We start from the raw sequence: 25,252 nt of genomic DNA, 5'->3' as shown, positions 1-25,252 counted from the left end.
CGCGCTTGGGCGTCGTCGCGCTTTGCGTCGTCGGGAGAGGCGGGGGGCCACGCGGGCGGGCGACATCTGTACTGCCATGGGCGGACCACACCGGTACGACTATTGCGCTCCTACGCATCCCGCGCGGCTCGCCACCCTAGGCTCGACTCGCTCTGCGTGATCTTGGGGGCAAAGCGCCCCGCAGCCCTCACGCGAGCCCGCCCCGAGCCCCCGGCCCCGACCCTGGAGCGCGATGCCCGACAGTCAGCCGCAGCCCCACCAGCCGTCGAACTTCCCGGGTTCCTCCGGGCCGTCCGACCCTGCCGCCCTGCTGCTGTGCGGGGCGCGGCTCACCGACGGCCGGACCGTGGACGTACGGCTGGGCGGCGGGCGCATCGAGGCGGTGGGCACGACCGGCAGTCTCGCGCCGGGACCGGCCCGTACGGGCGCCACACGCCTGGATCTCAGCGGCTATCTGCTCCTGCCGGCCCCGGCCGAACCGCACGCCCACGGCGACACCGCCCTGTCCGCCGAGCGCCCCGGGCCGGTGTCGTACGCCCCGGACGACGTCCAGCGCCGGGCGACGGAGGCGGCCCTGCTGCAGCTCGGGCACGGGGCGACGGCGGTACGCGCGCACGTGCGCGTGGGTGACGTCCAGGGCCTCGGCGCGTTGGGCGCCGTCCTCCAGGCGCGGCGGTCGCTGCGGGGGCTCGCGGAGCTGACGACGGTGGCGACGCCGCGCCTGCTGACCGGCGCGGCCGGGGCAGACGGGCTCGCGATGCTGCGCGACGCGCTGAAGATGGGCGCCGCCGTGGTGGGCGGCTGCCCCGACCTGGACCCCGACCCCGCCGGCTACGTCGAGGCGGTCCTGGAGATGGCCTCCGAGCACGGCTGCCCGGTGGACCTGCACACGGACGCCGCCGACCCGGCCCGCCTGTCCCGGCTCGCGGCCATGGCGGGGGGCCTGCGCCCCGGCGTGGCGATCGGGCCGTGCGCCGGGCTTTCGCGCCTGCCCTCCGAGGTCGCCTCCCGCGCCGCCGACCAGCTCGCGGCGGCCGGGGTCACCGTGGTGTGCCTGCCTCAGGGCGGCTGCTGCGCCACCGACCGCCGGGGCACGCCTCCCGTACGGATGCTGCGCTCGGCCGGGGTGCGGGTGGCGGCCGGCAGCGGCGCCCTGCGCGACGTCTCCAACCCGGTCGGCCGCGGCGACCCCCTGGAGGCCGCCTACCTGCTCGCCTCCGCCCACGGCCTGCGCCCGGAGGCGGCCTACGACGCCGTGAGCACCTCGGCCCGCGCGGTCCTGGGTCTGCCGGAGGTGCGCGTGGAGGCGGGCTTCCCCGCCGACCTCCTGGCCGTGCGCGGCGAGCGCCTCCCCGGTGCCCTCTCCCTGGCCTACAGCCGGATCGTGATCCACCGGGGGCGCGTGGTCGCCCGCACGAGCGCGGTCCGCGAGTACTGCAACTCGGCGGCGGCAGCGGAGCTGGGGCTGCCCCGGCAGGGGCGCGGCGAACTGTCGTAGGCGGGCGCACGGCGCTGCCGCCGGGGGGTGGGCGCGAACGGCCCCAGTGCGCGCGGGGCGCCGTACGCGCCCGCCAGGCGCATGGCTCCGGACGCGCGCCCCATGCCTCCTGTGCACGCCCGGCGCAGGGCCGGGCGCGCGATCCCGGCGCGCTCCGGCCATGCCGGTTGACCCGTGCGGCGGATGCGCCTCTTCGGGCGTACGGTCGGATTCATGCGCATTGTCATCGCTGGTGGTCATGGTCAGATCGCGCTGCGGCTGGAGCGTCTGCTCTCCGCGCGCAGGGAAGAGGTCGCGGGGATCATCCGCAAGTCCGAGCAGGGCAACGCTCTGCGGACGGCCGGCGCCGAGCCGGTCCTGCTCGACCTGGAGTCCGCCTCGGTGGAGGAGGTCGCGGCACATCTCCAGGGAGCCGACGCGGCGGTCTTCGCGGCCGGCGCGGGCCCGGGCAGCGGCACGGCCCGCAAGGAGACGGTGGACAAGGGCGCGGCGATGCTGTTCGCGGACGCGGCGGTCCGCGCGGGCGTACGGCGCTTCCTGGTCGTGTCCTCGATGGGCGCGGATCCCGCGCACCAGGGCGACGACGTCTTCGACGCGTACCTGCGGGCCAAGGGCGAGGCCGACGCGTACGTGACCCGCCAGAAGGCCCTGGACTGGACGATCCTGCGCCCCGGCTCGCTGACGAACGACGCCGGTACCGGCCAGGTCCGCCTGGAGGCGCACACCGGGCGCGGGATGATCCCGCGGGACGACGTGGCAGCCGTCCTCGCGGAGTTGGTGGACACTCCGGCGACGACCGGCCTGACGCTGGAGCTGATCAGCGGATCGCAGCCGGTGTCGGTCGCGGTGAAGTCGGTGGCCGGGAACTGAGGCGGGCCACCGGCCGTTGAACGGTCGGAGCCACCACCGACCACCACCTCACCGACCGCTGCCCCGCCGCCCGCTGTCACTCCGTCAGATGTCTCCAGGTCAGAACAGGGGCAGTTGCCCGGGAAACTCCGGTACGGCGTATCCGTCCAACGCCGGCTGGACCGCCCCGAGTTGCGCCTGCCGACGCGACCCGGCGCAGGAGACGAGTTCGCCGTTCTCCCGCGCCCCGGGCGGGTCGTGCCGCGCGAAACGACCCGCGACGACGGCGATGTCGCGGCGGCAGACGGGGCAGGTTCTGCGTCGGGAGGGCATGCCGCCAGTGTGCCCGTACGCGTGCGCGTACGACAGCGCCGGTCAGGTGCGGGTCTCGGCCTCCCAGCGGTCGGGCCCCACCCCGCGCCAGTCGATCAGAGGCGAGTCGGCCACCTGCTCCGGCTCCATCTCCAGCCCCGCGCGGCGCAGGAACTCCACCAGGTCCCGCAGGCTGTGCGCCAGGCCGAGGATCTCGCCGTCCACGCGGACGCGACGACCACCGGTCGGGGACGGCAGGTGCACGATGATGGGTCGCTTCCCGGCCATGGCTCCAGCATCGTCCGCGCCGCCGAGCCCCGCACCCTGACCGGTCATCCCGAACTCCCCTTTATCGCTCACACGTTCGATTCTAGTGAAGGAGGCCCAGGACGCTCTCCATCAAGCCCCCTGGGTCGCGTTCCGGCACCCGGCCTGGCCTGCCTGGCTACAGTGATGAAATGTTCAAATCACGCAAAGTGCATGAAGAAGACGCCTGGGACGGCATCGTCATCGACAAGACCCGCGAGGCGCCCGACGGTTCGAACCACTACCACTACGTCGAAGTCCGCCTCCAGGACGGCACGACCAAGAAGGCCCGCATCGACAAGGCCCTCTGGGAGTCGCTGGCCACCGGCGATCGACTCGTCAAGGAAGCGGGCACCACGGCCCCGGTCAAGGCGCACCCGTAGCCGGCAGCGAACAGCCGACGACCGGCGGCAGGGCCGGACAGGGCACGCCGATCGGGAGAACGACGAGAGCCCCGTGATCTGCTCTCACAGATCACGGGGCTCTCGTTCCCGTGTGGCGGCGCCAGGATTCGAACCTGGGAAGGCTGAGCCGGCAGATTTACAGTCTGCTCCCTTTGGCCGCTCGGGCACACCGCCGGGTTTTGCTGCCGTCGAAGACCGCTTCTCGGCGGTGCTCCCTGGCAACGACGTAAACAATACCTGATGCAGGGGGGTGCTTCGCCACCCGGTTGATCTCCGCCTCTCGGCTCCCGGGGTGGCTAGGCTGGTGCGGATGCGGCCCGGTGACTCGCCGGGCCCGGCGGCCGCCGCCGCGCACGCCGGCACGCACCCGATTCGCACCCCGATACAAGGAGCCACAGGACATGGCCGACTCCAGTTTCGACATCGTCTCGAAGGTCGAGCGGCAGGAGGTCGACAACGCCCTCAACCAGGCCGCCAAGGAGATCTCGCAGCGCTACGACTTCAAGGGCGTGGGCGCCTCGATCTCGTGGTCCGGTGAGAAGATCCTCATGGAGGCGAACTCCGAGGACCGGGTGAACGCTGTCCTCGACGTCTTCCAGTCCAAGCTGATCAAGCGCGGCATCTCGCTGAAGGCGCTGGACGCCGGCGAACCCCAGCTGTCCGGCAAGGAGTACAAGATCTTCGCGTCGATCCAGGAGGGCATCTCCCAGGAGAACGCGAAGAAGGTGGCGAAGATCATCCGTGACGAGGGCCCGAAGGGCGTCAAGGCGCAGGTCCAGGGCGAGGAACTGCGCGTCACCTCCAAGAGCCGCGACGACCTCCAGGCCGTGATCGCGCTCCTGAAGGGCAAGGACTTCGACTTCGCGCTCCAGTTCGTGAACTACCGCTAGGACACCGGCGGGAACAGCGACAGCGAGCGCAACGGCAGGGGTGGGCCGCCCGGTTCCGGGCGGCCCACCCCTGCGGTGTCCCACGTGTCAGGGTCGCGTCCCACGGGGGCTCAGTCGCGTGAGTTTCCGAACAGGATGCGGTAGACGATCAGCAGCACCAGCGAGCCGCCGACGGCCGCGGCCCAGGTGGCACCGTCGTAGAAGCTCTTGGTGATCGGGTGGTCCAGCCAGCGGGCCGAGATCCAGCCGCCGATGAACGCCCCCGCGATGCCGATGAGGGTCGTACCGATGAAGCCGCCGGGGTCACGCCCCGGCAGGAGGACCTTGGCGATGACTCCGGCCGCCAGGCCCAGGATGATCCAAGCGATGATGCTCATGTCGTGAACCTGCCCTTCCCAGCTCTCCTCGCACGGTCCCGCTGCTGAGGATCCGGTGAGGACTCGCTGTCCACGCGCGCGTGTTCGTGTCGCGTCGATGGAGAGGACGTCACGGGTCCCTCACCTGGTTGCGACGGTCGGCAGGGTGCGGCAGGGTGCGGCGCATGACCACATCCGGCACGGGCCTGCGGCGCACGCTGGGCGTACGCGACGCCGTGGTCGTCGGTCTCGGCTCGATGATCGGCGCCGGTGTCTTCTCGACCCTGGGCCCGGCCGCCCGCGCGGCCGGGTCGGGTCTGCTGCCCGGGCTGGCGCTCGCGGCCGTGGTGGCCTACTGCAACGCCATGTCCTCGGCCCGTCTCGCCGCCCGCCATCCGGCCTCCGGCGGGACGTACGTGTACGGCAGGGAGCGGCTCGGCGCCTTCTGGGGGTACCTGGCCGGCTGGGCGTTCGTGGTCGGCAAGACGGCGTCCTGTGCGGCCATGGCACTCACCCTGGGCGCCTACGTCTGGCCGGGACAGGCGCACGCGCCGGCGGTCGCGGCGGTGGTGGCGCTGACGGCCGTGAACTACGGCGGGATCCAGAAGTCGGCGTGGCTGACCCGGGCGATCGTGGCCGTCGTGCTGGCCGTCCTCGCGGCCGTGGTCGTCGTGTGCCTCGCCTCGGGGCGGGCCGGCGCCGAACGGCTGGACATAGGGCTGTCGTCGGGCGCGAACGGGGTGCTCCAGGCAGCCGGGCTGCTGTTCTTCGCGTTCGCCGGGTACGCGCGGATCGCGACTCTCGGCGAGGAGGTGCGGGATCCGGCACGGACGATCCCGCGCGCCGTCCCGCTGGCCCTCGGGATCACCTTGTTGGTGTACGCGTGCGTGGCCGTCGCGGTGCTCGCCGTCCTCGGCCCGGCCCTGCTCGGGCAGGCGGCGGCGCCGCTGGCCGACGCAGTGCGGGCTGCCGGGGCGCCGGGCCTCGTGCCGGTGGTGCGCGCGGGGGCCGCGGTGGCCGCGCTGGGTTCGCTGCTCGCGCTGATCCTCGGGGTGTCCCGTACGACGCTCGCCATGGCCCGGGACGGGCATCTGCCCGCGGCGCTCGCGGCCGTACATCCGCGGTTCCGGGTGCCGCACCGGGCGGAGCTGGCCGTGGGCTCGGTGGTCGCCGTACTGGCCGCGACGGTGGACGTGCGCGGCGCGATCGGCTTCTCGTCCTTCGGTGTGCTGGCCTACTACGCCGTCGCCAACGCCTCCGCGTGGACGCTGAGTCCGGCCCCGCGGTCCCGCGTCGTACCCGTGGCGGGCCTGCTGGGTTGCGCCACGCTGGCGTTCGCGCTGCCCGCCGGTTCGGTCGCGGCGGGAGCGGGCGTGCTCGTGGCGGGCGCGGCGGCCTACGGTGTACGACGGTGGTGGGCGGACCGGCGCCGCCCGTGACGCGCTGCCGGAGCGCTGGTTACGGCACGCGCGCGTGAGCCGTCGTCGGTACCGGGGCGAGGCCCGGCGCGTCGGCGGGAGAAGTCGCCAGTGGCGGTACGCACGCGTGACGCCCTGTCAGTGACCTGGTGGCTGTGACCGCCTGCTCAGCGGCTCGCGAACGGCTGGTCCGTGGGGACGATCTCGCGGCCCAGCGGCAGCAGGGAGACCGGGATCAGCTTGAAGTTGGCGATGCCGAACGGGATGCCGATGATCGTGACGCACAGGGCGATGCCGGTGACGATGTGAGCGATCGCCAGCCACCAGCCGGCCAGGATCAGCCACAGGACGTTGCCGATGCAGGAGGGGGCGCCCGCGTCCCGGCGCTCGACCGTGGTGTACCCGAAGGGCCACAGGGCGTAGAGGCCGATACGGAAAGCCGCTATGCCGAAGGGGATGCCGATGACGGTGATGCACAGCAGGACGCCTGCGAACAGGTAGCCCAGGAACAGCCAGAAGCCGCTCAGGACGAGCCAAATGACGTTCAGGATGGTCTTCACCGGGTGCGTCCTGCCATCTTCTCGAGCCGGGCGATGCGGTCCGCCATCGGCGGGTGCGTGGAGAACATCTTCGTCAGTCCCTGGCCCGCACGGAAGGGGTTCGCGATCATCATGTGGCTGGCGGTCTCGATCCGGGGCTCCGGCGGCAGCGGAAGCTGCTGCGTGCCCACCTCCAGCTTGCGCAGGGCGCCGGCGAGGGCGAGCGGGTCGCCGGTGAGCTGCGCGCCGGAAGCGTCCGCCTCGTACTCGCGGGAGCGGCTGATGGCCAGCTGGATGAGGGTGGCGGCGAGCGGGCCGAGGATCATGATCAGGAGCATGCCGAGCAGGCCGGGGCCGTCGTCGTCGTCCGAGCGGCCGATCGGGATGAGCCAGGCGAAGTTCACCAGGAACATGATCACCGAGGCGAGGGCGCCGGCGACCGAGGAGATGAGGATGTCCCGGTTGTAGACGTGGCTCAGCTCGTGCCCGATCACGCCTCGCAGCTCGCGCTCGTCCAGCAGGCGCAGGATGCCCTCGGTGCAGCACACCGCGGCGTTGCGCGGGTTGCGGCCCGTGGCGAAGGCGTTGGGGGCCTCCGTGGGCGAGATGTACAGGCGGGGCATGGGCTGGCGGGCCTGCGTGGACAGCTCGCGGACCATCCGGTAGAGCGCGGGGGCCTCGAACTCGCTCACCGGGCGGGCGCGCATCGCGCGCAGCGCCAGCTTGTCGCTGTTCCAGTACGCGTACGCGTTCGTGCCGAGCGCGATCAGGACGGCGACGACGAGGCCGGTGCGGCCGAAGAAGCCGCCGATGACGATGATGAGTGCGGACAGTCCCCCGAGGAGTACTGCGGTCCTGAGCCCGTTGTGCCGGCGGTGCACCGTACGTCCTCCAAATCCGTGCAGCTGGGGAACACTTTGGTCCAGTGGACCCTCCCGTCTGTGACAACGCCAGGCGGCGGTCACGAGTTCCCTGTGTCCGTGCGGGCGTCGCTCGGCTGTACGGGTGACGTGCTGTTTCTTCCTCCCGCGCGCGTGGGGGTACGGATGCGGCACGCGCGCGGGGCGGTGTGTCAGAACAGTCCGGTGGAGGCGAACCGGAGGACCACCTGGGGTGCTCCGGACAGGGCGACGCCGAGGACTCCGGTGAGGGCGATGGCGGCCGTGAGAGGGGCCGGAACGCGGTGCCGCGCGGGCTCGCCCTCGGGGGCGCGGAACAGCAGGGCCGTCCACTGGAGGTAGTAGAAGAGGGCGATCACCACGTTGACGGCCATGACGACGGCGAGCGAGCCGAGGCCCGCGTCAACGGCCGCCGAGAACACGGTGACCTTGGCGAACAGGCCGATGACGCCCGGCGGGAGCCCGGCCAGGCACAGCAGGAAGAAGGCCAGGAGGAGCGCGGTGAGCGGGTTGGTGGCGTACAGCCCCCGGTAGTCGCTGATCCGGTTCAGGGCCCGGCTGCGGCCCACCAGGGCGGCCACCGCGAACGCGCCGAGGTTCACGGCCGCGTACATCAGCGCGTAGGCGACCGTGGAGCCGATCGCTTTCTGCGGGTCCTTGGCGTACCCGGCGGCGGCGATCGGCACCAGCAGATAGCCGGCCTGGCCGACGGAGGACCAGGCGAGCAGTCGTACGGCGCTGTACGCGCGCGTGGCCTGCTGGCGCAGGGCTCCGACGTTGCCGACGGTCATGGTGAGGGCGGCCAGGGCGGCGAGCGCGGGCCCCCAGACGTCGGCGTACGACGGGAACGCGACGACGGTGACGAGGATCAGGCCGGAGAAGCCGACCGCCTTGCCGACCACCGACAGGTAGGCGGCGACGGGCAGCGGCGCACCCACGTAGGTGTCGGGCACCCAGAAGTGGAACGGGACGGCGGCGGTCTTGAAGGCGAAGCCGACGAGGGTGAGGACGACCCCGGTCTGGGCGAGGGTGTGCAGCTGTCCGTCGACGTGGGGCAGGCGCTGCGCGACCTGGGTGAGGTACAGGGTGCCGGTGGAGGCGTAGACGAAGCTGACGCCCATCAGGCTGACCGCGGTGGCCGTGACCGAGGACAGGAAGAACTTCAGCGCGGCCTCGGAGGAGCGCTTGTCGCCGTGCCGGATGCCGACGAGAGCGAAGGCGGGCAGGGAGGCGACCTCCAGGGCGACGATCAGGGTGGCCAGGTCGCGGGAGGCGGGCAGCAGGGCGGCGCCGGCCGCGGAGGACAGCAGCAGGAACCAGAACTCCCCCGCGGGGACCCGCTGCTCGTCGTCCTTGAGGTTCGTGACCGACAGCAGGGCCGCCAGCAGCGCGCCGCCGAGGACCAGGAACTGGATGACGAGCGTGAAGTGGTCGGCGGTGTAGCTGCACGCGCGCGTGGCGCGGTCCACGCAGAAGGTGCTGCGGTGCCCGTCCAGGAGAGGCAGCAGCATCAGCGCGGCCAGGGCCAGGCCGGCGACCGAGACCCAGCCCAGGACGGCCTTGCGGGCCTCGGGCAGGAACAGGTCGGCGACCAGCACCGCGAGCGCGACCGCGGCGGCGACGAGCGGCGGGGCGACGGCGAGCCAGTCGACGGACTGGACCAGCGACTCGGCGAGGGGCTGGGCGCTCATCGGGGGCCTCCTGCGAGGAGCTGGTGCACGGCCGGGTCGGTCAGGCCGAGCAGGGCCTTGGGCCACAGCCCGGCGCCGACGGTGAGGGCGACGAGCGGGGTCCAGGCGGCGAACTCGTAGCCGTGGACGTCGGCGAGCTTCGGGACCTCCTGTTCCGCGCCGCCCATGCAGACGCGGCGCACCACGATCAGCATGTACGCGGCCGTCAGCAGGGTGCCGAACACGCCGATCGCCATGAACGTGAGGAACGCGGGCCGGCTGAGATCGGCGGCGGGCTTGAACGCGCCGAACAGGGCCAGCATCTCGCCCCAGAACCCGGCGAGCCCGGGCAGCCCGAGCGAGGCGACGGCGGCGAAGGCGAGCAGGCCGCCGAGGCGTGGGGCCCTGCCGTACAGGGCCGCGCCGCTCTCCTCGGCGAGGGTGTCCAGGTCGGTCGTGCCGGTGCGGTCCTTCAGGCCGCCGACCAGGAAGAACAGCAGCCCTGTGATGAGGCCGTGGGCGATGTTGGCGAACAGGGCGCCGTTCACGCCGGTCGGGGTCATGGTGGCGATGCCCAGCAGGACGAAGCCCATGTGGCCGACTGAGGAGTAGGCGATCAGCCGCTTCAGATCGCCCTTCGCGCCGCGCTTGGCCAGGGCCAGGCAGGCCAGGGATCCGTAGATGATCCCGACGACGGCGAAGGCGGCGAGGTACGGCGCGAAGGTGTGGAAGCCGTGCGGCGCGATCGGCAGCAGGATCCGGACGAACCCGTACGTACCCATCTTCAGCAGGACACCGGCCAGCAGGACCGAGCCGACGGTCGGGGCAGCGGTGTGGGCTTCGGGAAGCCAGCTGTGCAGCGGCCACATCGGGGACTTGACCGCGAGTCCGATCCCGATCGCCAGAACGGCGATGACCTGCACGGATGCGGTGAGCGACCGGCCGTTGTCAGTGGCGAGTGCCACCATGTCGAACGTGCCCGCCTTGATTCCGATCAGGAGCAGGCCGAGCAGCATGACGACGGAGCCGAGCAGCGTGAACAGGATGAACTTCCACGCGGCCCGGGTCCGCCCCTCGCCGCCCCAGCGGGCGATGAGGAAGTACATCGGAACGAGCACCGTCTCGAACGCGAGGAAGAACAGCAACAGGTCGAGGACTGCGAAGGTGGCGAGGGTGCCGGACTCAAGCAGGAGCAGCAGCGCGACGAACGCCTTGGGGGAGCCGCCCGTCGGCGGCTTGAAGTAGGAGTACAGCGCGCAGAGGAAGGTCAGCAGCGCGGTAAGGACCAGAAGGGGGAGGGAGATGCCGTCGATGCCGAGGTGGATCCGCACGTCGAGCGCGGGGATCCAGCTGATGTCGGTCGTGGCCTGCATCTTCGACGGGTGGTCGCTGTCGAAGCCGAGCGCGAGGACGATCGCGGCGATGAGGATCGCGCCGGTCACGGTGACGCCGTGGCGCAGCACGGCCTGCTCGGGCGACCTCCCCTTCAGCCCGGGCGGGGCGGGCAGGAGAGCGGCGACGGCGCCGAGGAGCGGGCCGACGACGACGAACGCCAGAAGGAACTGCATCACGGACTCGTTGATATCGATCACGCCTGCTCACGCTCCGGTGGCGACGAGGACGACGGCGACCGTCAGGACGACGGTGCCGGCGAGCAGCGCGCTCACGTAGGTCTGCACATTGCCGGTCTGCGCCCGCCGCACGGCGGCCCCGAGCACGCGGGGCAGGGCGGCCGCGCCGCGTACGTAGGTGTCGACGACCTCGCGGTCGAGGAATCGCACGAGGCTCGCCCCGGCCTGGACCGGGCGGACGAACAGGGCCGTGTACACGGCGTCCAGGTGGAAGCCGGTGGCCGCGTGCCGGTACAGCGGGCCGAGCAGCAGCCGCCCGGGGTCGGGCGCGTGGGCGAGGTCGCGGTCGGCCGGGCCCTGGCTGGCGAGGGCGTGTGCCTCGACAAGGCTCGCATCGCCCTCCGGATGCGCGGCGGCCTCGCCCTGGAGGTGCTCCCACTCGAAGGAGGGCGCGGGCGCCGCCGGGGTACGGGCGGCGATCGCACTGGTGCGCTGCCAGGCGCCGTAGGTGAGAAGGCCGCCCACCAGGGCGAGGCCGGTGCCGAGGATCGAGGTGAGGGGGGTGGGGGTCAGGTCGCGGCCGTCGAACCAGCCGGGCAGCGCGCGGTAGGCGAGCCCGCCGAAGGCGAGGGACGGCACGGCCAGGACCCACAGCACCGCGTTCATCGTCAGCGGCTGGCGGCCGTGGTCGGGCGCCTCGGTGCCCCGGCCGCGGAAGGCCAGCAGCCACAGGCGGGTCGCGTAGGCGGCGGTGAGCAGGGCCGTGAGCAGACCGGCGACGAGGACGATCCAGCCCGCCGCTCCTGGAGCGTGGCCGGTGTTCCCGGTGGCCACGTGCTCGGCGGCGCCGAGCACGGACTCCTTGGAGAAGAAGCCGCTGAACGGCGGGATCGCGGCGAGCGCGAGCAGCGCCACGGTCATCGTCCAGTAGGCGTCCGGGACGCGCTCTCGCAGGCCGTGCATGCGGGACATGGCCGCCAGCGAGTTGGTGCCGGCGGCGTGGATGATCACGCCGGCCGCGAGGAACAGCAGCGCCTTGAAGGCGCCGTGGGACAGGAGGTGGAAGACGGCGGCACCGCGGTCGCCGACGGCGAGGGCGCCGGTCATGTAGCCGAGCTGGCCGATCGTCGAGTAGGCGAGGACGCGCTTGATGTCGTCCTGGGCGAGCGCGGCGAGCGCCGAGCCGGCCATCGTGACGGCGGCCATGACGGCGAGGACGACCATCGCGGCCCGGGAGGCCTCGAACACCGGAAGGAGACGGGCGATGAAGTAGACACCGGCGGCGACCATCGTCGCGGCGTGGATCAGTGCCGAGACGGGCGTGGGGCCCGCCATCGCGTCCGGGAGCCAGGTGTGCAGCGGGAACTGCGCCGACTTGCCGGCCACGCCCGCCAGGAGCAGCAGGGCGGTCACGGTCGGGTGGTCGAGACCGCCGCTCGTCACCGCGCCGAGGATCCGGGTGATGCGGAACGATCCGGCGTCGGTGCCGAGGGCGAACAGGCCGATGAGGAACGGCACGTCGCCGAGCTTGGTGACCAGGAAGGCCTTCAGGGAGGCGGCGCGGGCCTCGGGGGTCTCCCAGTAGTGGCCGACCAGGAAGTAGGAGCAGATGCCCATGACTTCCCAGCCGACCAGCAGCACGATCAGGTCGCCGGAGTAGACGACCAGGAGCATCGCGGAGGTGAACAGGGAGACGAGAGCGGCGTAGGACGGGTAGCGCGGGTCGTCGCGCAGATAGCCGGTCGAGTAGATCTGCACGCAGGACGCGACGAACGCGACCAGGATCGCGACGAGTGCGGCGAAGCCGTCGATGTGCAGGGCCAGCTCGATCGGGACCGAGCCGGTGGGTGTCAGTTCCGTGTGGGCGTCGACGGCCCGGCCGCCGCCCTGGTCGGCGGCGACCAGCGCGGCGAGGACGAGCGCCACCAGCGGCGGCAGCACGGCGAGCGGGCGGACGAACCGGGGGGCGGTGCGGCCGAGCAGCAGGCCGGCCACGGCACCCAGGAACGGCAGGAGGGGGACGAGGACGGCGAGGTGGATCGTGGTCACGCGGTGGCCTCAGCCTTCTCGGCCGCGGAGGTGCCGGGGCCCTCGGTGCCGGGGCCGCCGGCCTCGGGGCCCTCGGCGGTGTCGCGGAGCTTGTCGATGTCGGAGGTGCCGCGATTGCGGTAGACGGCGAGCACGATCGCCAGGCCGATGCCGATCTCGGCGGCGGCGATGGCGATGGTGAACAGGGTCAGCGCCTGGCCGGAGTGCAGGGTGTCCCTGGCGGCCCGGCTGAGCCAGACGTCGAAGGCGACCAGGTTGAGGTTGACGGCGTTGAGCATCAGCTCGACCGACATGAGGACCAGGATCGCGTTGCGGCGGGCCAGGACGCCGTACAGGCCGGTGCAGAACAGGAGGGCGGAGAGGACGGCGGGATAGGCGAGATGCATCAGTGGGCGCCTTCCGGCTCGGCCGGGTGAATTCCGGAATCCGTGCCCGAATCCGTGACGGACGGGGAACTCTCGGTGACCGCTCGGGAGTTCACAGGGGGAGGGCCCGACTCCGCCTTCGCCTTGCGGGACAGGACGATCGCGCCGACCAGGGCCGCGAGGAGGAGGACGGACAGGGCCTCGAAGGGCAGCACCCAGTGCCGGAACAGGCTCTCGCCGGTGACGCGGGTGGTGCCGGCGGCGGGGCCGGTCAGGTCGATCCACGTGGTGCGGAAGGCGTCGACCACCACCCACACCAGCGCCGCGGCGGCGACGGCCGCGACGGCGAGGGCGACCCAGCGGTTGCCGGAGTCGGCGTCCGGGGACCGGCCGATCGGCGCCTTGGTGAGCATCAGACCGAACAGGAGGAGGACGACGACGGAACCGACGTAGATGAGGACCTGCACCCAGGCGATGAACTCGGCGGTGAGCAGGAGGTACTCGACGGCGAGGCCGCCGAGCGCGACCACCAGCCACAGGGCGGCGTGCACCAGTTGACGGGTGGTGACCGTGATCAGGGCCGCGCCGAAGGTGGCGAGGCCGACGAGCAGGAAGGCGATCTCGACGCCGGTCGGGGACAGGAACCCGTGCGGGGCTGCCGCCAGGCTCACGGCTGCGGCGGGGCTCACGACTGGCCCTCCCCCGGTTCGGCCTGCGCGGCCGCCAGCTTCTCGGCGGTCTTGCGGGCGGCGGCGATCTCCTTGGGCTCCTCGGCGCACGGGTCGAGGGCGGGCGGGGCCGGGACGGTCCACATCCACTCGCGGAGCTTGTCCCGCTCGTGGGTGAGGTCGTGGATGTCGGTCTCGGCGTACTCGAACTCCGGGGACCAGAACAGCGCGTCGAAAGGACAGACCTCGATGCAGATACCGCAGTACATGCACAGGGAGAAGTCGATCGCGAACCGGTCGAGGACGTTGCGGCTGCGTTCGCGGCCGCCGGGCGCGGCGGGCGGGACGGTCTCCTTGTGGGAGTCGATGTAGATGCACCAGTCCGGGCACTCGCGGGCGCAGAGCATGCAGACCGTGCAGTTCTCCTCGAACAGGCCGATCACGCCACGGGTGCGCGGCGGCAGTTCGGGCTGGGCGTCCGGGTACTGCTCGGTGACGGACTTGCGCGTCATCGTGCGGAGCGTGACGGCCAGGCCCTTGGCGAGGCCGCTGCCAGGAATGGGGGCCATCAGCTGATCACCACCTTGACGATGCCGGTGAGGGCGATCTGGGCGAGGGAGAGGGGGACGAGGAGGGTCCAGGAGAGCTTCTGGAGCTGGTCCTCGCGCAGGCGGGGATAGGTGACACGGAGCCAGATGACGACGAAGGCGAGGATCGCGGTCTTCAACAGGGTCCACAGCCAGCCCAGGCCGGCGGCGCCCCAGGGACCGTGCCAGCCGCCCAGGAAGAGGACGGTGGTCAGACCGCACAGGACGACGATGCCGGCGTACTCGGCGAGGAGGAACAGTGCGAAACGCAGTCCGGTGTACTCGGTGTACGCGCCGAAGATGATCTCCGAGTCGGCGACGGGCATGTCGAACGGCGGGCGTTGCAGCTCGGCGAGTCCGGCCACGAAGAAGACGAGCGCGCCGACGATCTGCCAGGGCACCCACCACCAGTGGAAGGCGTGCAGGATGCCGGGCAGGGAGACCGTGCCCGCGGCCATCGCGACCGAGGCGGCGGCCAGCAGCATCGGCAGTTCGTAGGCGAGGAGTTGCGCGGCGGTGCGCAGGCCGCCGAGGAGGGAGAACTTGTTCGCGCTGGCCCAGCCGGCCATCAGCGAGCCGAGCACGCCGACACCCATCACCGCGAGCACGAAGAAGACGCCCGCGTCGACGACCTGGCCGACCGCGCCCTCGCTCGGGCCGATCGGGACGGCGAGCAGCACGAGGAGGTACGGCAGCAGGGCGACGGCGGGGGCGAGCTGGAAGACGCGGCGGTCGGCGCCGGCCGGGACCACGTCCTCCTTCTGCGCGAACTTCACGCCGTCCGCGATGAGCTGGGCCCAGCCGTGAAAGCCGCCCGCGTACATCGGGCCGAGGCGGCCCTGCATGTGGGCCATCACCTTGTGCTCGGTCTGGCCGACGATCAGCGGGAAGGTGAGGAAGACGACGAACACGACCAGGAGTCGCAGGGCGACGTCCAGCGTGTCGTTCACTGCGGGCCTCCTGTGGGGTCGCCGCCGGGGGTGCGGTCGGGAGTGCTGGGGGGTTCGGGGCGCTCGGGCGGTTCGGCGGTTGCGGAGCCGGCCGGCCCTTCGGCTTGCCCGCTCTCCGGCTCGCGTTCCGGCCCGCTCTCGGGTTCGGTCTCGGGTTCGCGCTCCGGCTCGGGCCGGGACGTCGGCCCGGACGCCGCCTCCGGCTCGTCGAAGGCCGGGCGGGCGTGGTGCCAGGGGGCGTCCGAGCTGTGCGGGGCCGTGCTGCGCCGGGCCGGGCGGGACGCGCCCTCCGGTTCCGCCGGTGCCTGCTCCTGGCCCGGAGCCCGGCCTTGCTCCTGCTGCTGCGCCTGCTCCGGCATCGGTGCGTCGGCCCGCTGGGAGGCGGAGCCCTGGGAAGCGCTGCGCGAGCGGCGTGAGCCGGTCGGTGTCGCAGCAGCCGACGGCTCCGCCGAGGCGGCCTCGCCGGCCCCGGCCTCCGGCACCGGCCGGCCCGTCTCGCCTCCGCCCTCGGCCGGGGCCGGTGTCTGGCTCGCCGAGCCCTGGCTCGCGCTCCGCATCCGGCGCGGCCGGGCACCCGCACCGGTATCGGCGGCCGGAGCTCCCGCCACGGTCCCGGCGGCCTCCGTCGCGGCGCCGGAGGTCTGGCTCGCGGAGCCCTCGGTGGCTGTGCGGGTGCGCCGTACCGGGCGGTCCCCGGAGGCGGGCGCGCCCGCGCGGGCCGGGCGGTCGCCCGCCGCGCGGCCTGCCGCCGCGCCGCGTGCCGGGCGGGCCGGAGCCGGGGGGAGCTGGCCCTTCAGCGGGCCCCACTCGTTGGGGTCGGGGACGCCCGGGGGCAGCATCTGGCGGCGCTTGGGCCCGGCGTGTGCCGCACCCGCCGCAGGTTCCCCCGGCTCCTTCGCGCCCGGCCAGGCCTTGGCAACGCGGGCGGCGAGGACGAAGTCCTTGCGCAGGGGGTGGCCCTCGAAGGTCTCGGGGAGGAGGAGGTGGTCGAGCCCCGGGTGGCCCGTGAAGCGGACGCCGAACATCTCGTGGGTCTCGCGCTCGTGCCAGGCGGCGCCCGCGTACACGCCGACGGCGCTGGGCAGTTCCGGCGCCTCGTGCGGGAGTGTCGTACGGACGAGGAGGCGGCGGACCGGGCCGAGGGCGACGACGTGGGCCGAGACACGGAAGCCCGTGCCCGGTTCGTCGACGGCGCTCAGCCAGTCGAAGTAGGTGCAGCCCAGGGTCGTACGGGCCGTCTCCAGGGCGGTGAGCCAGGTGGACGGCGGTACGTCCACGGTCAGGACGTCGTACGACTCCTCGGCCGTGGCGTCCGTGCCGAAGAGGTCCTCGACCGGGGCGGGCAGCCAGCCGACCGTGCTCATCACGCGCCCCCCTCGGCAGCGGGCGCCGGCGGCTTCACCAGGTCGCTGGTCAGGGCGGCCACCGACGGCCGGGCGGACCCGGTGCCGTAGCGCTCCTCCAGCGACTCGCGGGCGATCTTCTCCTGGAGTTTGAGGATGCCCTGGAGCAGCGCCTCGGGGCGCGGCGGGCAGCCGGGGACGTAGACGTCGACGGGGATGATCTGGTCGACGCCCTTGGTGACGGAGTAGGAGTCCCAGTAGGGGCCGCCGCAGTTGGAGCAGGCGCCGAAGGAGATGACGTACTTCGGCTCGGGCATCTGCTCATACAGGCGCTTGACCGCCGGGGCCATCTTGTCCGTGACCGTGCCCGACACCACCATCAGGTCGGCCTGGCGGGGGCCCGGCGCGAAGGGGATGACGCCGAGGCGGATGAAGTCGTGCCGGGCCATCGACGCGGCGATGAACTCGATCGCGCAGCAGGCGAGGCCGAAGTTGAAGACCCAGAGCGAGTAGCGGCGGCCCCAGTTCAGGATCACCTTCATCGGCTCGGGGGCCAGCCGGGCCAGCGCGCCCAGACGCTTCGGTTCCGGCAGCAGCACGGGCTCGGAGACGAACTCGGTCGCCGACGGGTTCCCGTCCACCGAGTGGTTCACGTCCATGTCAGGACGCCCTTCTTGTATGCGTACAGCAGGCCCACGGCGAGGAAGCCCAGGAAGACGAACATCTCCACGAGGGTGGTCGCGCCGTAGCCGGGGGCGGCGAAGACCGTCGCCCAGGGGAACAGGAAGATCGAGTCGACCGCGAAGATCACGTACAGGAAAGCGTAGACGTAGTAGCGGACCTGGGTGTGGGCCCAGCCCTCGCCGACGGGGTCGACGCCGCACTCGTAGGTCAGGAGCTTCTCGGGGGTGGGGACGACGGGGCGCAGCAGGCGGCCCGCGCCGAAGGCGACGGCGACGAACAGCACGCCGACGAGCGCGAGCAGGCCCACCACCGAGTAGGACCGGAAGTAGCCGGCCGCGATGACGTGCGCCGTGGCGACCCCACCGTCCCCCAACGTCTCCCGCACCGTCCGTCCCTCATTCCCTGACGTCGTGGCCTGCATGACCCGAGTGAATTCGGTGATCCCATGTGATTCGAGGATCTGTACGCACGGGAGTCTAGGCCCTGATAAAGAGACGGTAAGCAGCCCGTCATCGGGTGAGACGGCTGGCGGCGGGCCGGGGTTCGACGGGGGTGGGGCTTTCCCCCGCGAGCGGAGGGCGGCGTACCGCATGGCGCCGGGGGCGGCGCGCACGGCAGGCTGGCTGCCATGACCGCTCCCAGCTCAGCCGCCGGCGCGGCAGACGGCACCGACCGCCTGCCGCCGCCGCGGCCGGCCTACGACGCGCACACCTGGAAGGAGATCGCGTATCTCCTGCTGAACCTGCCGCTGGCGGTGTTCGGCTTCGTGTACGCGCTCACCGCGCTGTCCGTCGGCGGGTCGCTCTCGATCACGGTGATCGGCCTGCCGCTGCTGGCGCTGAGCCTGCTGGGTTCCCGGCAGCTGGGGAAGCTGCAGCGGGCCCGCGCCCGCCGGCTGCTCGGGGTGCGGGTGGAGGAGCCGACCCCGCTGCCGTTCGCCAGGGCCGGGAGCCTGACGCAGCGGCTGTGGCTGGCGCTGAAGGACCCGGTGGGCTGGCGGACGATGCTGTACGACCTGGTCCGGCTGCCCTGGGGCGTCCTCACCTTCTGCGCCACGCTGATCTCGTTGATCGCGCTGTGGCCGGTGCTGCCGTATCTGGCCCGGGGCCTCTCGAACGTGGACCGGGCGCTGGTGCGCGGGCTGCTGTCGCCCTCGGACGAGCTGGAGCGCCGTATCGCCGAGCTGGAGTCGGACCGGGGGATCGTGGTCGACACCGCCGCCGCCGACCTGCGCCGCATCGAGCGCGACCTGCACGACGGGGCGCAGGCCCGGCTGGTGAACCTGGCCATGGGGCTCGGCCTGGCCAAGGAGAAGCTGCTGGAGGACCCCGACTCGGCGGCGGCGATGGTGGAGGAGGCGCACGGCGAGGTGAAGCTGGCCCTTCAGGAGCTGCGCGATCTCGCCCGCGGCATCCACCCGGCCGTTCTGACCGACCGCGGCCTGGACGCGGCCCTGTCCTCGGTGGCCACGCGCTGCACGGTGCCGGTGAAGGTCACCGTGGACCTGGCCACCCGCCCGGCGCCCGCCATCGAGGGCATCGCCTACTTCACGGTCTCCGAACTGCTCCAGAACATCAGCAAGCACAGCGGCGCCCGGGGCGCCTCCGTCGACGTCTGGCGCGCCGAGGAGCGGCTGCTGATCCAGGTCCGTGACGACGGCCGGGGCGGCGCGCGCCTGGACGGCGGCACGGGGATGCGGGGGCTCGCCGAGCGGCTGGGCGCGGTGGACGGCCTGTTCGTCCTCGACTCCCCGGCCGGCGGTCCGACGGTGGTCACGGCGGAACTGCCGTGGCGGGACCGGACCGAGTAGCCACGCCCACGCCCGTGCGCAGACGCGCCCCCGTGCGGTGCGGGGCGGGGGTGGGGAAAACCCCCGGGTGGAGACGCCGACGGCCTCCATGGCCCGCGGAGCCGCGACGCACGACCGTAGAAGCACAGCCTCACAGGACAGCCGCAGAGGCGCGGCCGCAGAGACACGGCCGACACGACGAGAACGGAACGAGAATCGATGGCCATGGAGTACGGACACGGGTATGAGCGGGGGCAGGGGCGGCCCGCCGGAACCGGCCACCGGCTGCCCGCCGGACTGCGGGCGCCGTTCGAGGCGCGCAGCTGGCGTGAGTTCGGGTACGTCCTGCTGAGCCTGCCGGTCTCGACCGTGCTGTTCGCCTGGACGGTGACGATGGTGTCGCTCGGGGCGGGCCTGCTCGTCACCTTCCTCGGGGTCCCGGTGCTCGCGGCGGCGCTCGCCGGCTGCCGGGGCTTCGGCGCACTGGAGCGGGCGCGGGCGCGCGCGCTGCTCGGGGTGGAGGTGGCCGCGCCGGAGCCGCTGCGGGTGCGCAAGCCGGGCGTGCCGGCCTGGGTGGGCGCGGTCCTCAAGAGCGGCGCCTCCTGGCGGAGCACGCTGTACGCGCTGGTGCAGTTCCCCTGGGCGGTGTTCTCGTTCGTGGTGGCGGTGACCCTGTGGCCCCTGGGCTGGTCGCTGCTGACCTACCCGCTGTGGTTCTGGGTCTTCCCGGCCTACGTCGGCCAGGGCGGCCTTCAGCTGTACGGCGACGAGCACCACAGCGTGTACCTGGACAACCCGTTCGAGATCACCGTGACCGCGCTGGTCGGGCTGCTGGTCACGCTGGCCACGCCGTGGATCGTCCGGGCCCTGACGACGGTCGACGGGCTGCTGGTGCGCGGGCTGCTGGGGCCGTCGCCGCTGTCGGCGCGCGTGGTGGAGCTGGAGTCGGACCGGGGCGTCGTGGTCGACACGGCCGCCGCCGACCTGCGGCGCATCGAGCGCGACCTGCACGACGGGGCGCAGGCCCGGCTGGTGAGCCTGGCGATGGACCTGGGGCTGGCGAAGGAGAAGCTCCAGGAGGACCCGAAGGCCGCGGCGCAGATGGTGGAGGAGGCGCACGGCGAGGTGAAGACCGCGCTCCAGGAGCTGCGCGATCTCGCCCGCGGCATCCACCCGGCCGTTCTGACCGACCGCGGCCTGGACGCGGCCCTGTCGGCGGTCGCCTCGCGCTGCACGGTGCCGGTGCGGGTCGAGGTCGACCTGCCGGGCCGCCCGGCGGCCGCCATCGAGGGCATCGCCTACTTCACGGTCTCCGAACTGCTCCAGAACATCAGCAAGCACAGCCGGGCCCGGTCCGCGTCGGTGGACGTGTGGCGGGCGGAGGACCGGCTGATGCTCCAGGTGATCGACGACGGGGTCGGCGGCGCGGACGTCTCGCGCGGCTCGGGTCTGGCCGGCCTCGCCGGACGCCTGGACGCGGTGGACGGCGTCCTCGTGGTGGACTCCCCCGCGGGCGGCCCCACCCGGGTCATCGCGGAACTGCCCTGGCGGGCCTGAGGCACACCCCCCCCCGCCCCGGCACCGCACTCCCCTGGAACCCCCTTCTCCGAGGGCGGGGTTCCCAGGTGGGGCGGCGGGCCGGGGCGATTGCTGGAATGCTTGACCTCCGTACGGACCGTAGGGACGAACACCGTCGGAGAGCGGGCATGGGGGGCCGGGAGATCGTGGAGAACAGGGTGCGGGTGGTCATCGCCGAGGATTCGGTGCTGCTCAGAGAGGGTCTGACCCGGCTGCTGACCGACCGCGGGCACGATGTCGTGGCCGGTGTCGGGGACGCGGAGGCGCTGGTGAAGACCATCGCCGACCTCGACGGACAGGGCGCGCTGCCCGACGTGGTGGTGGCGGACGTACGGATGCCGCCGACGCACACCGACGAGGGCGTGCGCGCGGCCGTGCGGCTGCGCAAGACGTATCCGCGGCTCGGGGTGCTGGTGCTGTCGCAGTACGTGGAGGAGCGTTACGCCACCGAGCTGCTGGCCGGTTCCAGCCGGGGCGTGGGCTATCTCCTCAAGGACCGGGTCGCCGAGGTGCGCGAGTTCGTGGACGCGGTGGTGCGGGTCGCCGAGGGCGGTACGGCGCTGGACCCGGAGGTGGTCGCGCAGTTGCTCGGCCGCAGCCGCAAGCAGGACGTGCTGGCGGGGCTGACACCGCGCGAGCGCGAGGTGCTCGGGCTGATGGCCGAGGGCCGTACGAACTCGGCGATCGCCCGGCAGCTGGTGGTCAGCGACGGCGCCGTGGAGAAGCACGTCAGCAACATCTTCCTGAAGCTCGGCCTGGCGCCGAGCGACGGCGACCACCGGCGGGTGCTGGCCGTTCTCACGTATCTGAACTCCTGACGGCCGCCTCCTCCGGGCCCGCCCCGTCAGCTCCGCGTCAGACCGTCCGGCTTCTGTGGGAGGCGGGCGGGGAACCGTGGAACGTGCGGGGAGCGCCTTGACCGGTGCTCGAGCACGGCGGGACATCATGGAAGCCAGCTAGCCAAGCCAGCGCGACAGGCCGTCTCGAAATGTCGTCCAATCGGTGGATGGCCTCGGGAAGGCGACCCTAACCGACGTAGGGTTGATCTGGGATGGTCCGTGGGACGGCCAACCCCCGGACAGCCGCCTCGAAGGAGGTCCAGTTCAGTGACCAGCCAGGTCAGCAGCCCAGCGGAGCAGGCCGACGGAAACGTCGTGGGAGAGCAGCGCGATCCGGGCGACGCGAAGGACGTGCGGCGTCTGGACCGGGTGATCATCCGGTTCGCGGGGGACTCGGGTGACGGCATGCAGCTCACCGGTGACCGTTTCACCTCGGAAACCGCTTCCTTCGGCAACGACCTCTCCACCCTCCCCAACTTCCCCGCCGAGATCCGCGCCCCCGCCGGCACCCTGCCCGGCGTCTCCAGCTTCCAGCTGCACTTCGCGGACCACGACATCCTCACCCCGGGTGACGCGCCCAACGTGCTCGTCGCGATGAACCCGGCCGCGCTGAAGGCGAACATCGGCGACCTGCCGCGCGGCGCCGAGGTCATCGTCAACACGGACGAGTTCACCAAGCGCGCCCTGCAGAAGGTCGGCTACGACGCCTCCCCGCTGGACGACGGCTCGCTGGACGGCTACAACCTGCACCCGGTGCCGCTGACCACGCTCACGGTGGAGGCCCTGAAGGAGTTCGACCTCTCCCGCAAGGAGGCCGAACGCAGCAAGAACATGTTCGCGCTGGGCCTGCTGTCGTGGATGTACCACCGGCCGACCGAGGGCACCGAGAGGTTCCTGAAGTCGAAGTTCGCGAAGAAGCCCGAGATCATGGCGGCGAACATCGCGGCGTTCCGCGCGGGCTGGAACTTCGGCGAGACGACGGAGGACTTCGCGGTCTCCTACGAGGTCGCCCCGGCCGCCAAGGCCTTCCCCGTGGGCACCTACCGGAACATCTCCGGCAACCTCGCCCTCGCCTACGGCCTGATCGCGGCCTCGCGCCAGGCGGACCTGCCGCTGTTCCTGGGCTCGTACCCGATCACCCCGGCCTCCGACATCCTGCACGAGCTGAGCCGGCACAAGAACTTCGGCGTACGCACCTTCCAGGCCGAGGACGAGATCGCGGGCATCGGCGCGGCGCTCGGCGCGGCGTTCGGCGGCTCGCTCGCGGTGACCACGACGTCCGGCCCGGGTGTGGCGCTCAAGAGCGAGACGATCGGCCTGGCCGTCTCCCTGGAACTGCCGCTGCTGGTGGTCGACATCCAGCGCGGCGGCCCGTCGACGGGTCTGCCGACCAAGACCGAGCAGGCGGACCTGCTCCAGGCGATGTACGGCCGCAACGGCGAGGCACCGGTGCCGATCGTCGCCCCGAAGACCCCGGCGGACTGCTTCGACGCGGCCCTGGAGGCGGCCCGGATCGCACTGACGTACCGCACGCCGGTGATGCTGCTCTCCGACGGCTACCTGGCCAACGGCTCGGAGCCCTGGCGGATCCCCGACCTGGACGAACTGCCGGACCTCACCGTCCAGTTCGCGCAGGGCCCGAACCACACCCTGGCCGACGGCACCGAGGTCTTCTGGCCCTACAAGCGGGATCCGCACACCCTGGCCCGGCCGTGGGCGATCCCGGGCACGCCGGGTCTGGAGCACCGCATCGGCGGCATCGAGAAGCAGGACGGCACCGGCAACATCTCCTACGACCCGGCCAACCACGACTTCATGGTCCGTACCCGCCAGGCCAAGATCGACGGCATCACCGTGCCGGACATCGAGGTCGACGACCCGGACACCGCGCGGACGCTGGTGCTGGGCTGGGGCTCGACGTACGGACCGATCACGGCGGCGGTACGACGCCTGCGCCGCTCCGGCGAGTCGATCGCACAGGCGCACCTGCGCCACCTCAACCCCTTCCCGCGGAATCTCGGTGAGGTGCTGCGGCGTTACGACAAGGTGGTGATCCCCGAGATGAACCTCGGGCAGCTCGCCATGCTGATCCGGGCGAAGTACCTGGTCGACGCCCACTCCTACAACCAGGTCAACGGCATGCCGTTCAAGGCGGAACAGCTCGCCACGGCGCTGAAGGAGGCCATCCATGACTGACGCCGGCAACGGGCTGCTCCAGCTGGTCCCCAAGGCCGAGGCCAAGCAGTCGATGAAGGACTTCAAGTCGGACCAGGAGGTGCGCTGGTGCCCGGGCTGCGGTGACTACGCGATCCTGGCCGCCGTCCAGGGCTTCATGCCCGAGCTGGGCCTGGCGAAGGAGAACATCGTCTTCGTCTCCGGCATCGGCTGCTCCTCCCGCTTCCCGTACTACATGAACACCTACGGGATGCACTCCATCCACGGGCGCGCCCCGGCGATCGCGACCGGGCTCGCCACCAGCAGGCGGGACCTGAGCGTGTGGGTGGTCACCGGTGACGGCGACGCGCTGTCCATCGGCGGCAACCACCTGATCCACGCCCTGCGGCGCAACGTGAACCTGAAGATCCTGCTGTTCAACAACCGGATCTACGGCCTGACCAAGGGCCAGTACAGCCCGACCTCCGAGGTCGGCAAGATCACCAAGTCGACCCCGATGGGCTCCCTGGACGCCCCGTTCAACCCGGTGTCGCTGGCCATCGGCGCCGAGGCGTCCTTCGTGGCCCGCACGATCGACTCCGACCGCAAGCACCTGACCGAGGTGCTGCGCCAGGCCGCAGACCACCCGGGCACGGCCCTGATCGAGATCTACCAGAACTGCAACATCTTCAACGACGGCGCCTTCGACGCCCTGAAGGACAAGCAGCGGGCCCAGGAAGCACTGATCCGCCTGGAGCACGGGCAGCCGATCCGCTTCGGCGCCGACGGCGCGCGCGGTGTCGTACGCGACCGGGCCACCGGCGACCTCGAAGTCGTCACCGTGACCGCGGAGAACGAGGCGGACATCGTGGTCCACGACGCACGCTCCGCGTCCCCGACCACCGCCTTCGCCCTCTCCCGCCTCGCCGACCCCGACACCCTGCACCACACCCCGATCGGCGTCTTCCGCAACGTCGAACGCCCGGTCTACGACACCGCGATGGCCGACCAGCTGGACACCGCCGTCGAGCAGAAGGGCAAGGGCGACCTCGCCGCGCTGCTGGCCGGGGGCGACACCTGGACGGTCGTCGGCTGAAGCGTCAGCTCTCGTCTCTCTCGCTCGGCTACGAGGCCCGGGACTGGATTTCCCGGGCCTCGTCGTATGCCCGCCGGGCGCCGAGCACGTCGTCCATGCGCCGCGCGGTCCACTGCGCCAGCGCCCGCACCTGCTCCGCCGCCTCGCGGCCGAGGTCGGTGAGGGAGTAGTCGACACGGGGCGGGATGACGGGCTTGGCGTCCCGGTGGACGAGGCCGTCGCGCTCCAGGGTCTGGAGGGTCTGCGTGAGCATCTTCTCGCTGACCCGGCCGATCGCGCGGCGCAGTTCGCTGAAGCGGTACGGGCGGTCGAGGAGCTGGATCAGCACCAGCACACCCCAACGGCTGGTGACATGCTCCAGGACCAGGCGCTGGGGGCACATCGCCTCGCCGCCGCCCTTCCACTCACTTACCGACATGCAGGTACCTTACTTCAAAG

The 25,252-nt window shown here is 72.1% G+C and carries 26 protein-coding genes and 1 tRNA gene; 10 read left to right on the top strand and 17 right to left on the bottom strand.

The window, feature by feature from the left end:
• Window positions 1-232 precede the first annotated feature (232 nt).
• Together AC4OXY_RS29130 and AC4OXY_RS29125 are read left to right on the top strand one after the other, a co-directional pair.
• Complete coding sequence (locus AC4OXY_RS29130; RefSeq protein WP_356027420.1) at window positions 233-1,498, top strand: amidohydrolase family protein; 1,266 nt, start codon at window positions 233-235, stop codon at window positions 1,496-1,498.
• 213 nt (window positions 1,499-1,711) lie between these two features.
• Window positions 1,712-2,368, top strand: coding sequence for an SDR family oxidoreductase (locus AC4OXY_RS29125; RefSeq protein WP_491991340.1), 657 nt, complete (start codon window positions 1,712-1,714; stop codon window positions 2,366-2,368).
• Between the two features lie 99 nt (window positions 2,369-2,467).
• Here the strand turns inward: AC4OXY_RS29125 and AC4OXY_RS29120 are convergent, their stop codons facing one another.
• The gene (locus tag AC4OXY_RS29120; RefSeq protein ID WP_356027425.1) at window positions 2,468-2,680 is read right to left on the bottom strand and encodes a hypothetical protein; all 213 of its coding nucleotides are present in this window, start codon (window positions 2,678-2,680) and stop codon (window positions 2,468-2,470) included.
• A 42-nt stretch (window positions 2,681-2,722) separates the two neighbouring features.
• Window positions 2,723-2,947, bottom strand: coding sequence for a hypothetical protein (locus tag AC4OXY_RS29115; protein WP_356027610.1), 225 nt, complete (start codon window positions 2,945-2,947; stop codon window positions 2,723-2,725).
• Between the two features lie 170 nt (window positions 2,948-3,117).
• Between AC4OXY_RS29115 and AC4OXY_RS29110 the strand changes: the two genes are divergently transcribed.
• Window positions 3,118-3,348 carry a DUF7489 domain-containing protein gene (locus tag AC4OXY_RS29110; protein ID WP_376293373.1) on the top strand — a complete coding sequence of 77 codons (231 nt, stop codon included), beginning with the start codon at window positions 3,118-3,120 and terminating at the stop codon, window positions 3,346-3,348.
• A gap of 113 nt (window positions 3,349-3,461) precedes the next feature.
• On the opposite strand, the gene AC4OXY_RS29105 is transcribed toward AC4OXY_RS29110, so the two are convergent.
• A tRNA-Tyr gene (locus AC4OXY_RS29105) sits at window positions 3,462-3,543 on the bottom strand.
• 227 nt (window positions 3,544-3,770) lie between these two features.
• Between AC4OXY_RS29105 and AC4OXY_RS29100 the strand changes: the two genes are divergently transcribed.
• A complete protein-coding gene (locus AC4OXY_RS29100) occupies window positions 3,771-4,259 on the top strand; it encodes a YajQ family cyclic di-GMP-binding protein (protein ID WP_356027471.1) in 489 nt (162 codons plus the stop codon).
• Between the two features lie 110 nt (window positions 4,260-4,369).
• Here the strand turns inward: AC4OXY_RS29100 and AC4OXY_RS29095 are convergent, their stop codons facing one another.
• Entirely contained in the window at window positions 4,370-4,636 is a 267-nt protein-coding gene (locus AC4OXY_RS29095) for a GlsB/YeaQ/YmgE family stress response membrane protein (RefSeq protein WP_356027474.1), read from the bottom strand.
• A 164-nt stretch (window positions 4,637-4,800) separates the two neighbouring features.
• Here AC4OXY_RS29095 and AC4OXY_RS29090 point away from each other — a divergent pair, with 164 nt between their 5' ends.
• Entirely contained in the window at window positions 4,801-6,054 is a 1,254-nt protein-coding gene (locus tag AC4OXY_RS29090) for an APC family permease (RefSeq protein WP_491991339.1), read from the top strand.
• 146 nt (window positions 6,055-6,200) lie between these two features.
• On the opposite strand, the gene AC4OXY_RS29085 is transcribed toward AC4OXY_RS29090, so the two are convergent.
• The 12 genes from AC4OXY_RS29085 to AC4OXY_RS29030 all read right to left on the bottom strand — a co-directional run bounded on the left by AC4OXY_RS29085 (window position 6,201) and on the right by AC4OXY_RS29030 (window position 17,743).
• The gene (locus AC4OXY_RS29085) at window positions 6,201-6,593 is read right to left on the bottom strand and encodes a YccF domain-containing protein (RefSeq protein WP_356027479.1); all 393 of its coding nucleotides are present in this window, start codon (window positions 6,591-6,593) and stop codon (window positions 6,201-6,203) included.
• Window positions 6,590-7,453, bottom strand: a complete 864-nt coding sequence (htpX, locus tag AC4OXY_RS29080) for a zinc metalloprotease HtpX (RefSeq protein ID WP_362822958.1) — start codon at window positions 7,451-7,453, stop codon at window positions 6,590-6,592. The genes AC4OXY_RS29085 and htpX overlap by 4 nt, the downstream gene beginning before the upstream one ends.
• Before the next feature lie 191 nt (window positions 7,454-7,644).
• Window positions 7,645-9,162, bottom strand: coding sequence for an NADH-quinone oxidoreductase subunit N (locus AC4OXY_RS29075; protein ID WP_491991338.1), 1,518 nt, complete (start codon window positions 9,160-9,162; stop codon window positions 7,645-7,647).
• A complete protein-coding gene (locus tag AC4OXY_RS29070) occupies window positions 9,159-10,733 on the bottom strand; it encodes an NADH-quinone oxidoreductase subunit M (protein WP_491991337.1) in 1,575 nt (524 codons plus the stop codon). The genes AC4OXY_RS29075 and AC4OXY_RS29070 overlap by 4 nt, the downstream gene beginning before the upstream one ends.
• Window positions 10,734-10,739: 6 nt before the next feature.
• Window positions 10,740-12,761 (bottom strand): NADH-quinone oxidoreductase subunit 5 family protein, encoded by a 2,022-nt coding sequence (locus AC4OXY_RS29065; RefSeq protein ID WP_491991336.1) that lies wholly within the window; start codon window positions 12,759-12,761, stop codon window positions 10,740-10,742.
• On the bottom strand, window positions 12,758-13,147 hold the full coding sequence (nuoK, locus tag AC4OXY_RS29060; RefSeq protein WP_356027491.1) for an NADH-quinone oxidoreductase subunit NuoK: 390 nt from the start codon (window positions 13,145-13,147) through the stop codon (window positions 12,758-12,760). Before nuoK ends, AC4OXY_RS29065 begins: the two co-directional genes overlap by 4 nt.
• Window positions 13,147-13,815, bottom strand: a complete 669-nt coding sequence (locus AC4OXY_RS29055; RefSeq protein ID WP_376293442.1) for an NADH-quinone oxidoreductase subunit J family protein — start codon at window positions 13,813-13,815, stop codon at window positions 13,147-13,149. Before AC4OXY_RS29055 ends, nuoK begins: the two co-directional genes overlap by 1 nt.
• Window positions 13,812-14,363: a NuoI/complex I 23 kDa subunit family protein gene (locus AC4OXY_RS29050; RefSeq protein ID WP_356027493.1), complete on the bottom strand. Its 552-nt coding sequence runs from the start codon at window positions 14,361-14,363 to the stop codon at window positions 13,812-13,814. The genes AC4OXY_RS29055 and AC4OXY_RS29050 overlap by 4 nt, the downstream gene beginning before the upstream one ends.
• Complete coding sequence (locus AC4OXY_RS29045; protein ID WP_356027495.1) at window positions 14,363-15,331, bottom strand: complex I subunit 1/NuoH family protein; 969 nt, start codon at window positions 15,329-15,331, stop codon at window positions 14,363-14,365. Before AC4OXY_RS29045 ends, AC4OXY_RS29050 begins: the two co-directional genes overlap by 1 nt.
• Entirely contained in the window at window positions 15,328-16,695 is a 1,368-nt protein-coding gene (locus AC4OXY_RS29040; RefSeq protein WP_491991335.1) for an NADH-quinone oxidoreductase subunit C, read from the bottom strand. Before AC4OXY_RS29040 ends, AC4OXY_RS29045 begins: the two co-directional genes overlap by 4 nt.
• Window positions 16,695-17,333 (bottom strand): NADH-quinone oxidoreductase subunit B, encoded by a 639-nt coding sequence (locus AC4OXY_RS29035; RefSeq protein ID WP_491991334.1) that lies wholly within the window; start codon window positions 17,331-17,333, stop codon window positions 16,695-16,697. The genes AC4OXY_RS29040 and AC4OXY_RS29035 overlap by 1 nt, the downstream gene beginning before the upstream one ends.
• Window positions 17,324-17,743 carry an NADH-quinone oxidoreductase subunit A gene (locus tag AC4OXY_RS29030; protein ID WP_356027503.1) on the bottom strand — a complete coding sequence of 140 codons (420 nt, stop codon included), beginning with the start codon at window positions 17,741-17,743 and terminating at the stop codon, window positions 17,324-17,326. Before AC4OXY_RS29030 ends, AC4OXY_RS29035 begins: the two co-directional genes overlap by 10 nt.
• 243 nt (window positions 17,744-17,986) lie before the next feature.
• Between AC4OXY_RS29030 and AC4OXY_RS29025 the strand changes: the two genes are divergently transcribed.
• The 5 genes from AC4OXY_RS29025 (at window position 17,987) to AC4OXY_RS29005 (ending at window position 24,814) form a co-directional block, all read left to right on the top strand.
• Window positions 17,987-19,168, top strand: a complete 1,182-nt coding sequence (locus AC4OXY_RS29025; protein WP_356027505.1) for a sensor histidine kinase — start codon at window positions 17,987-17,989, stop codon at window positions 19,166-19,168.
• A 198-nt stretch (window positions 19,169-19,366) separates the two neighbouring features.
• Window positions 19,367-20,704: a sensor histidine kinase gene (locus AC4OXY_RS29020; protein ID WP_356027508.1), complete on the top strand. Its 1,338-nt coding sequence runs from the start codon at window positions 19,367-19,369 to the stop codon at window positions 20,702-20,704.
• 149 nt (window positions 20,705-20,853) lie between these two features.
• Window positions 20,854-21,543: a LuxR C-terminal-related transcriptional regulator gene (locus tag AC4OXY_RS29015; protein ID WP_356027510.1), complete on the top strand. Its 690-nt coding sequence runs from the start codon at window positions 20,854-20,856 to the stop codon at window positions 21,541-21,543.
• 288 nt (window positions 21,544-21,831) lie between these two features.
• Window positions 21,832-23,760: a 2-oxoacid:acceptor oxidoreductase subunit alpha gene (locus AC4OXY_RS29010; RefSeq protein WP_491991333.1), complete on the top strand. Its 1,929-nt coding sequence runs from the start codon at window positions 21,832-21,834 to the stop codon at window positions 23,758-23,760.
• A complete protein-coding gene (locus AC4OXY_RS29005) occupies window positions 23,753-24,814 on the top strand; it encodes a 2-oxoacid:ferredoxin oxidoreductase subunit beta (protein WP_356027515.1) in 1,062 nt (353 codons plus the stop codon). Before AC4OXY_RS29010 ends, AC4OXY_RS29005 begins: the two co-directional genes overlap by 8 nt.
• Window positions 24,815-24,842: 28 nt before the next feature.
• Here the strand turns inward: AC4OXY_RS29005 and AC4OXY_RS29000 are convergent, their stop codons facing one another.
• Complete coding sequence (locus AC4OXY_RS29000; RefSeq protein WP_362822965.1) at window positions 24,843-25,232, bottom strand: winged helix-turn-helix transcriptional regulator; 390 nt, start codon at window positions 25,230-25,232, stop codon at window positions 24,843-24,845.
• Window positions 25,233-25,252 lie beyond the last annotated feature (20 nt).

The organism is Streptomyces sp. HUAS MG56 (assembly GCF_058673395.1).
This window is presented reverse-complemented; position numbering and strand designations above follow the sequence as displayed.

What these genes read in the sequence shown, in the direction of transcription:
- AC4OXY_RS29115 (WP_356027610.1), bottom strand. Translation starts at nt 2,947, where the DNA reads ATGGCCGGGAAGCGACCCATCATCGTGCACCTGCCGTCCCCGACCGGT.
- AC4OXY_RS29090 (WP_491991339.1), top strand. Translation starts at nt 4,801, where the DNA reads ATGACCACATCCGGCACGGGCCTGCGGCGCACGCTGGGCGTACGCGAC.
- AC4OXY_RS29020 (WP_356027508.1), top strand. Translation starts at nt 19,367, where the DNA reads ATGGCCATGGAGTACGGACACGGGTATGAGCGGGGGCAGGGGCGGCCC.
- AC4OXY_RS29025 (WP_356027505.1), top strand. Translation starts at nt 17,987, where the DNA reads ATGACCGCTCCCAGCTCAGCCGCCGGCGCGGCAGACGGCACCGACCGC.
- AC4OXY_RS29095 (WP_356027474.1), bottom strand. Translation starts at nt 4,636, where the DNA reads ATGAGCATCATCGCTTGGATCATCCTGGGCCTGGCGGCCGGAGTCATC.
- AC4OXY_RS29015 (WP_356027510.1), top strand. Translation starts at nt 20,854, where the DNA reads ATGGGGGGCCGGGAGATCGTGGAGAACAGGGTGCGGGTGGTCATCGCC.
- AC4OXY_RS29130 (WP_356027420.1), top strand. Translation starts at nt 233, where the DNA reads ATGCCCGACAGTCAGCCGCAGCCCCACCAGCCGTCGAACTTCCCGGGT.
- nuoK (WP_356027491.1), bottom strand. Translation starts at nt 13,147, where the DNA reads ATGCATCTCGCCTATCCCGCCGTCCTCTCCGCCCTCCTGTTCTGCACC.
- AC4OXY_RS29000 (WP_362822965.1), bottom strand. Translation starts at nt 25,232, where the DNA reads ATGTCGGTAAGTGAGTGGAAGGGCGGCGGCGAGGCGATGTGCCCCCAG.
- AC4OXY_RS29005 (WP_356027515.1), top strand. Translation starts at nt 23,753, where the DNA reads ATGACTGACGCCGGCAACGGGCTGCTCCAGCTGGTCCCCAAGGCCGAG.
- AC4OXY_RS29040 (WP_491991335.1), bottom strand. Translation starts at nt 16,695, where the DNA reads ATGAGCACGGTCGGCTGGCTGCCCGCCCCGGTCGAGGACCTCTTCGGC.
- AC4OXY_RS29120 (WP_356027425.1), bottom strand. Translation starts at nt 2,680, where the DNA reads ATGCCCTCCCGACGCAGAACCTGCCCCGTCTGCCGCCGCGACATCGCC.
- AC4OXY_RS29100 (WP_356027471.1), top strand. Translation starts at nt 3,771, where the DNA reads ATGGCCGACTCCAGTTTCGACATCGTCTCGAAGGTCGAGCGGCAGGAG.
- AC4OXY_RS29110 (WP_376293373.1), top strand. Translation starts at nt 3,118, where the DNA reads ATGTTCAAATCACGCAAAGTGCATGAAGAAGACGCCTGGGACGGCATC.
- AC4OXY_RS29035 (WP_491991334.1), bottom strand. Translation starts at nt 17,333, where the DNA reads ATGGACGTGAACCACTCGGTGGACGGGAACCCGTCGGCGACCGAGTTC.
- AC4OXY_RS29050 (WP_356027493.1), bottom strand. Translation starts at nt 14,363, where the DNA reads ATGGCCCCCATTCCTGGCAGCGGCCTCGCCAAGGGCCTGGCCGTCACG.
- AC4OXY_RS29075 (WP_491991338.1), bottom strand. Translation starts at nt 9,162, where the DNA reads ATGAGCGCCCAGCCCCTCGCCGAGTCGCTGGTCCAGTCCGTCGACTGG.
- AC4OXY_RS29125 (WP_491991340.1), top strand. Translation starts at nt 1,712, where the DNA reads ATGCGCATTGTCATCGCTGGTGGTCATGGTCAGATCGCGCTGCGGCTG.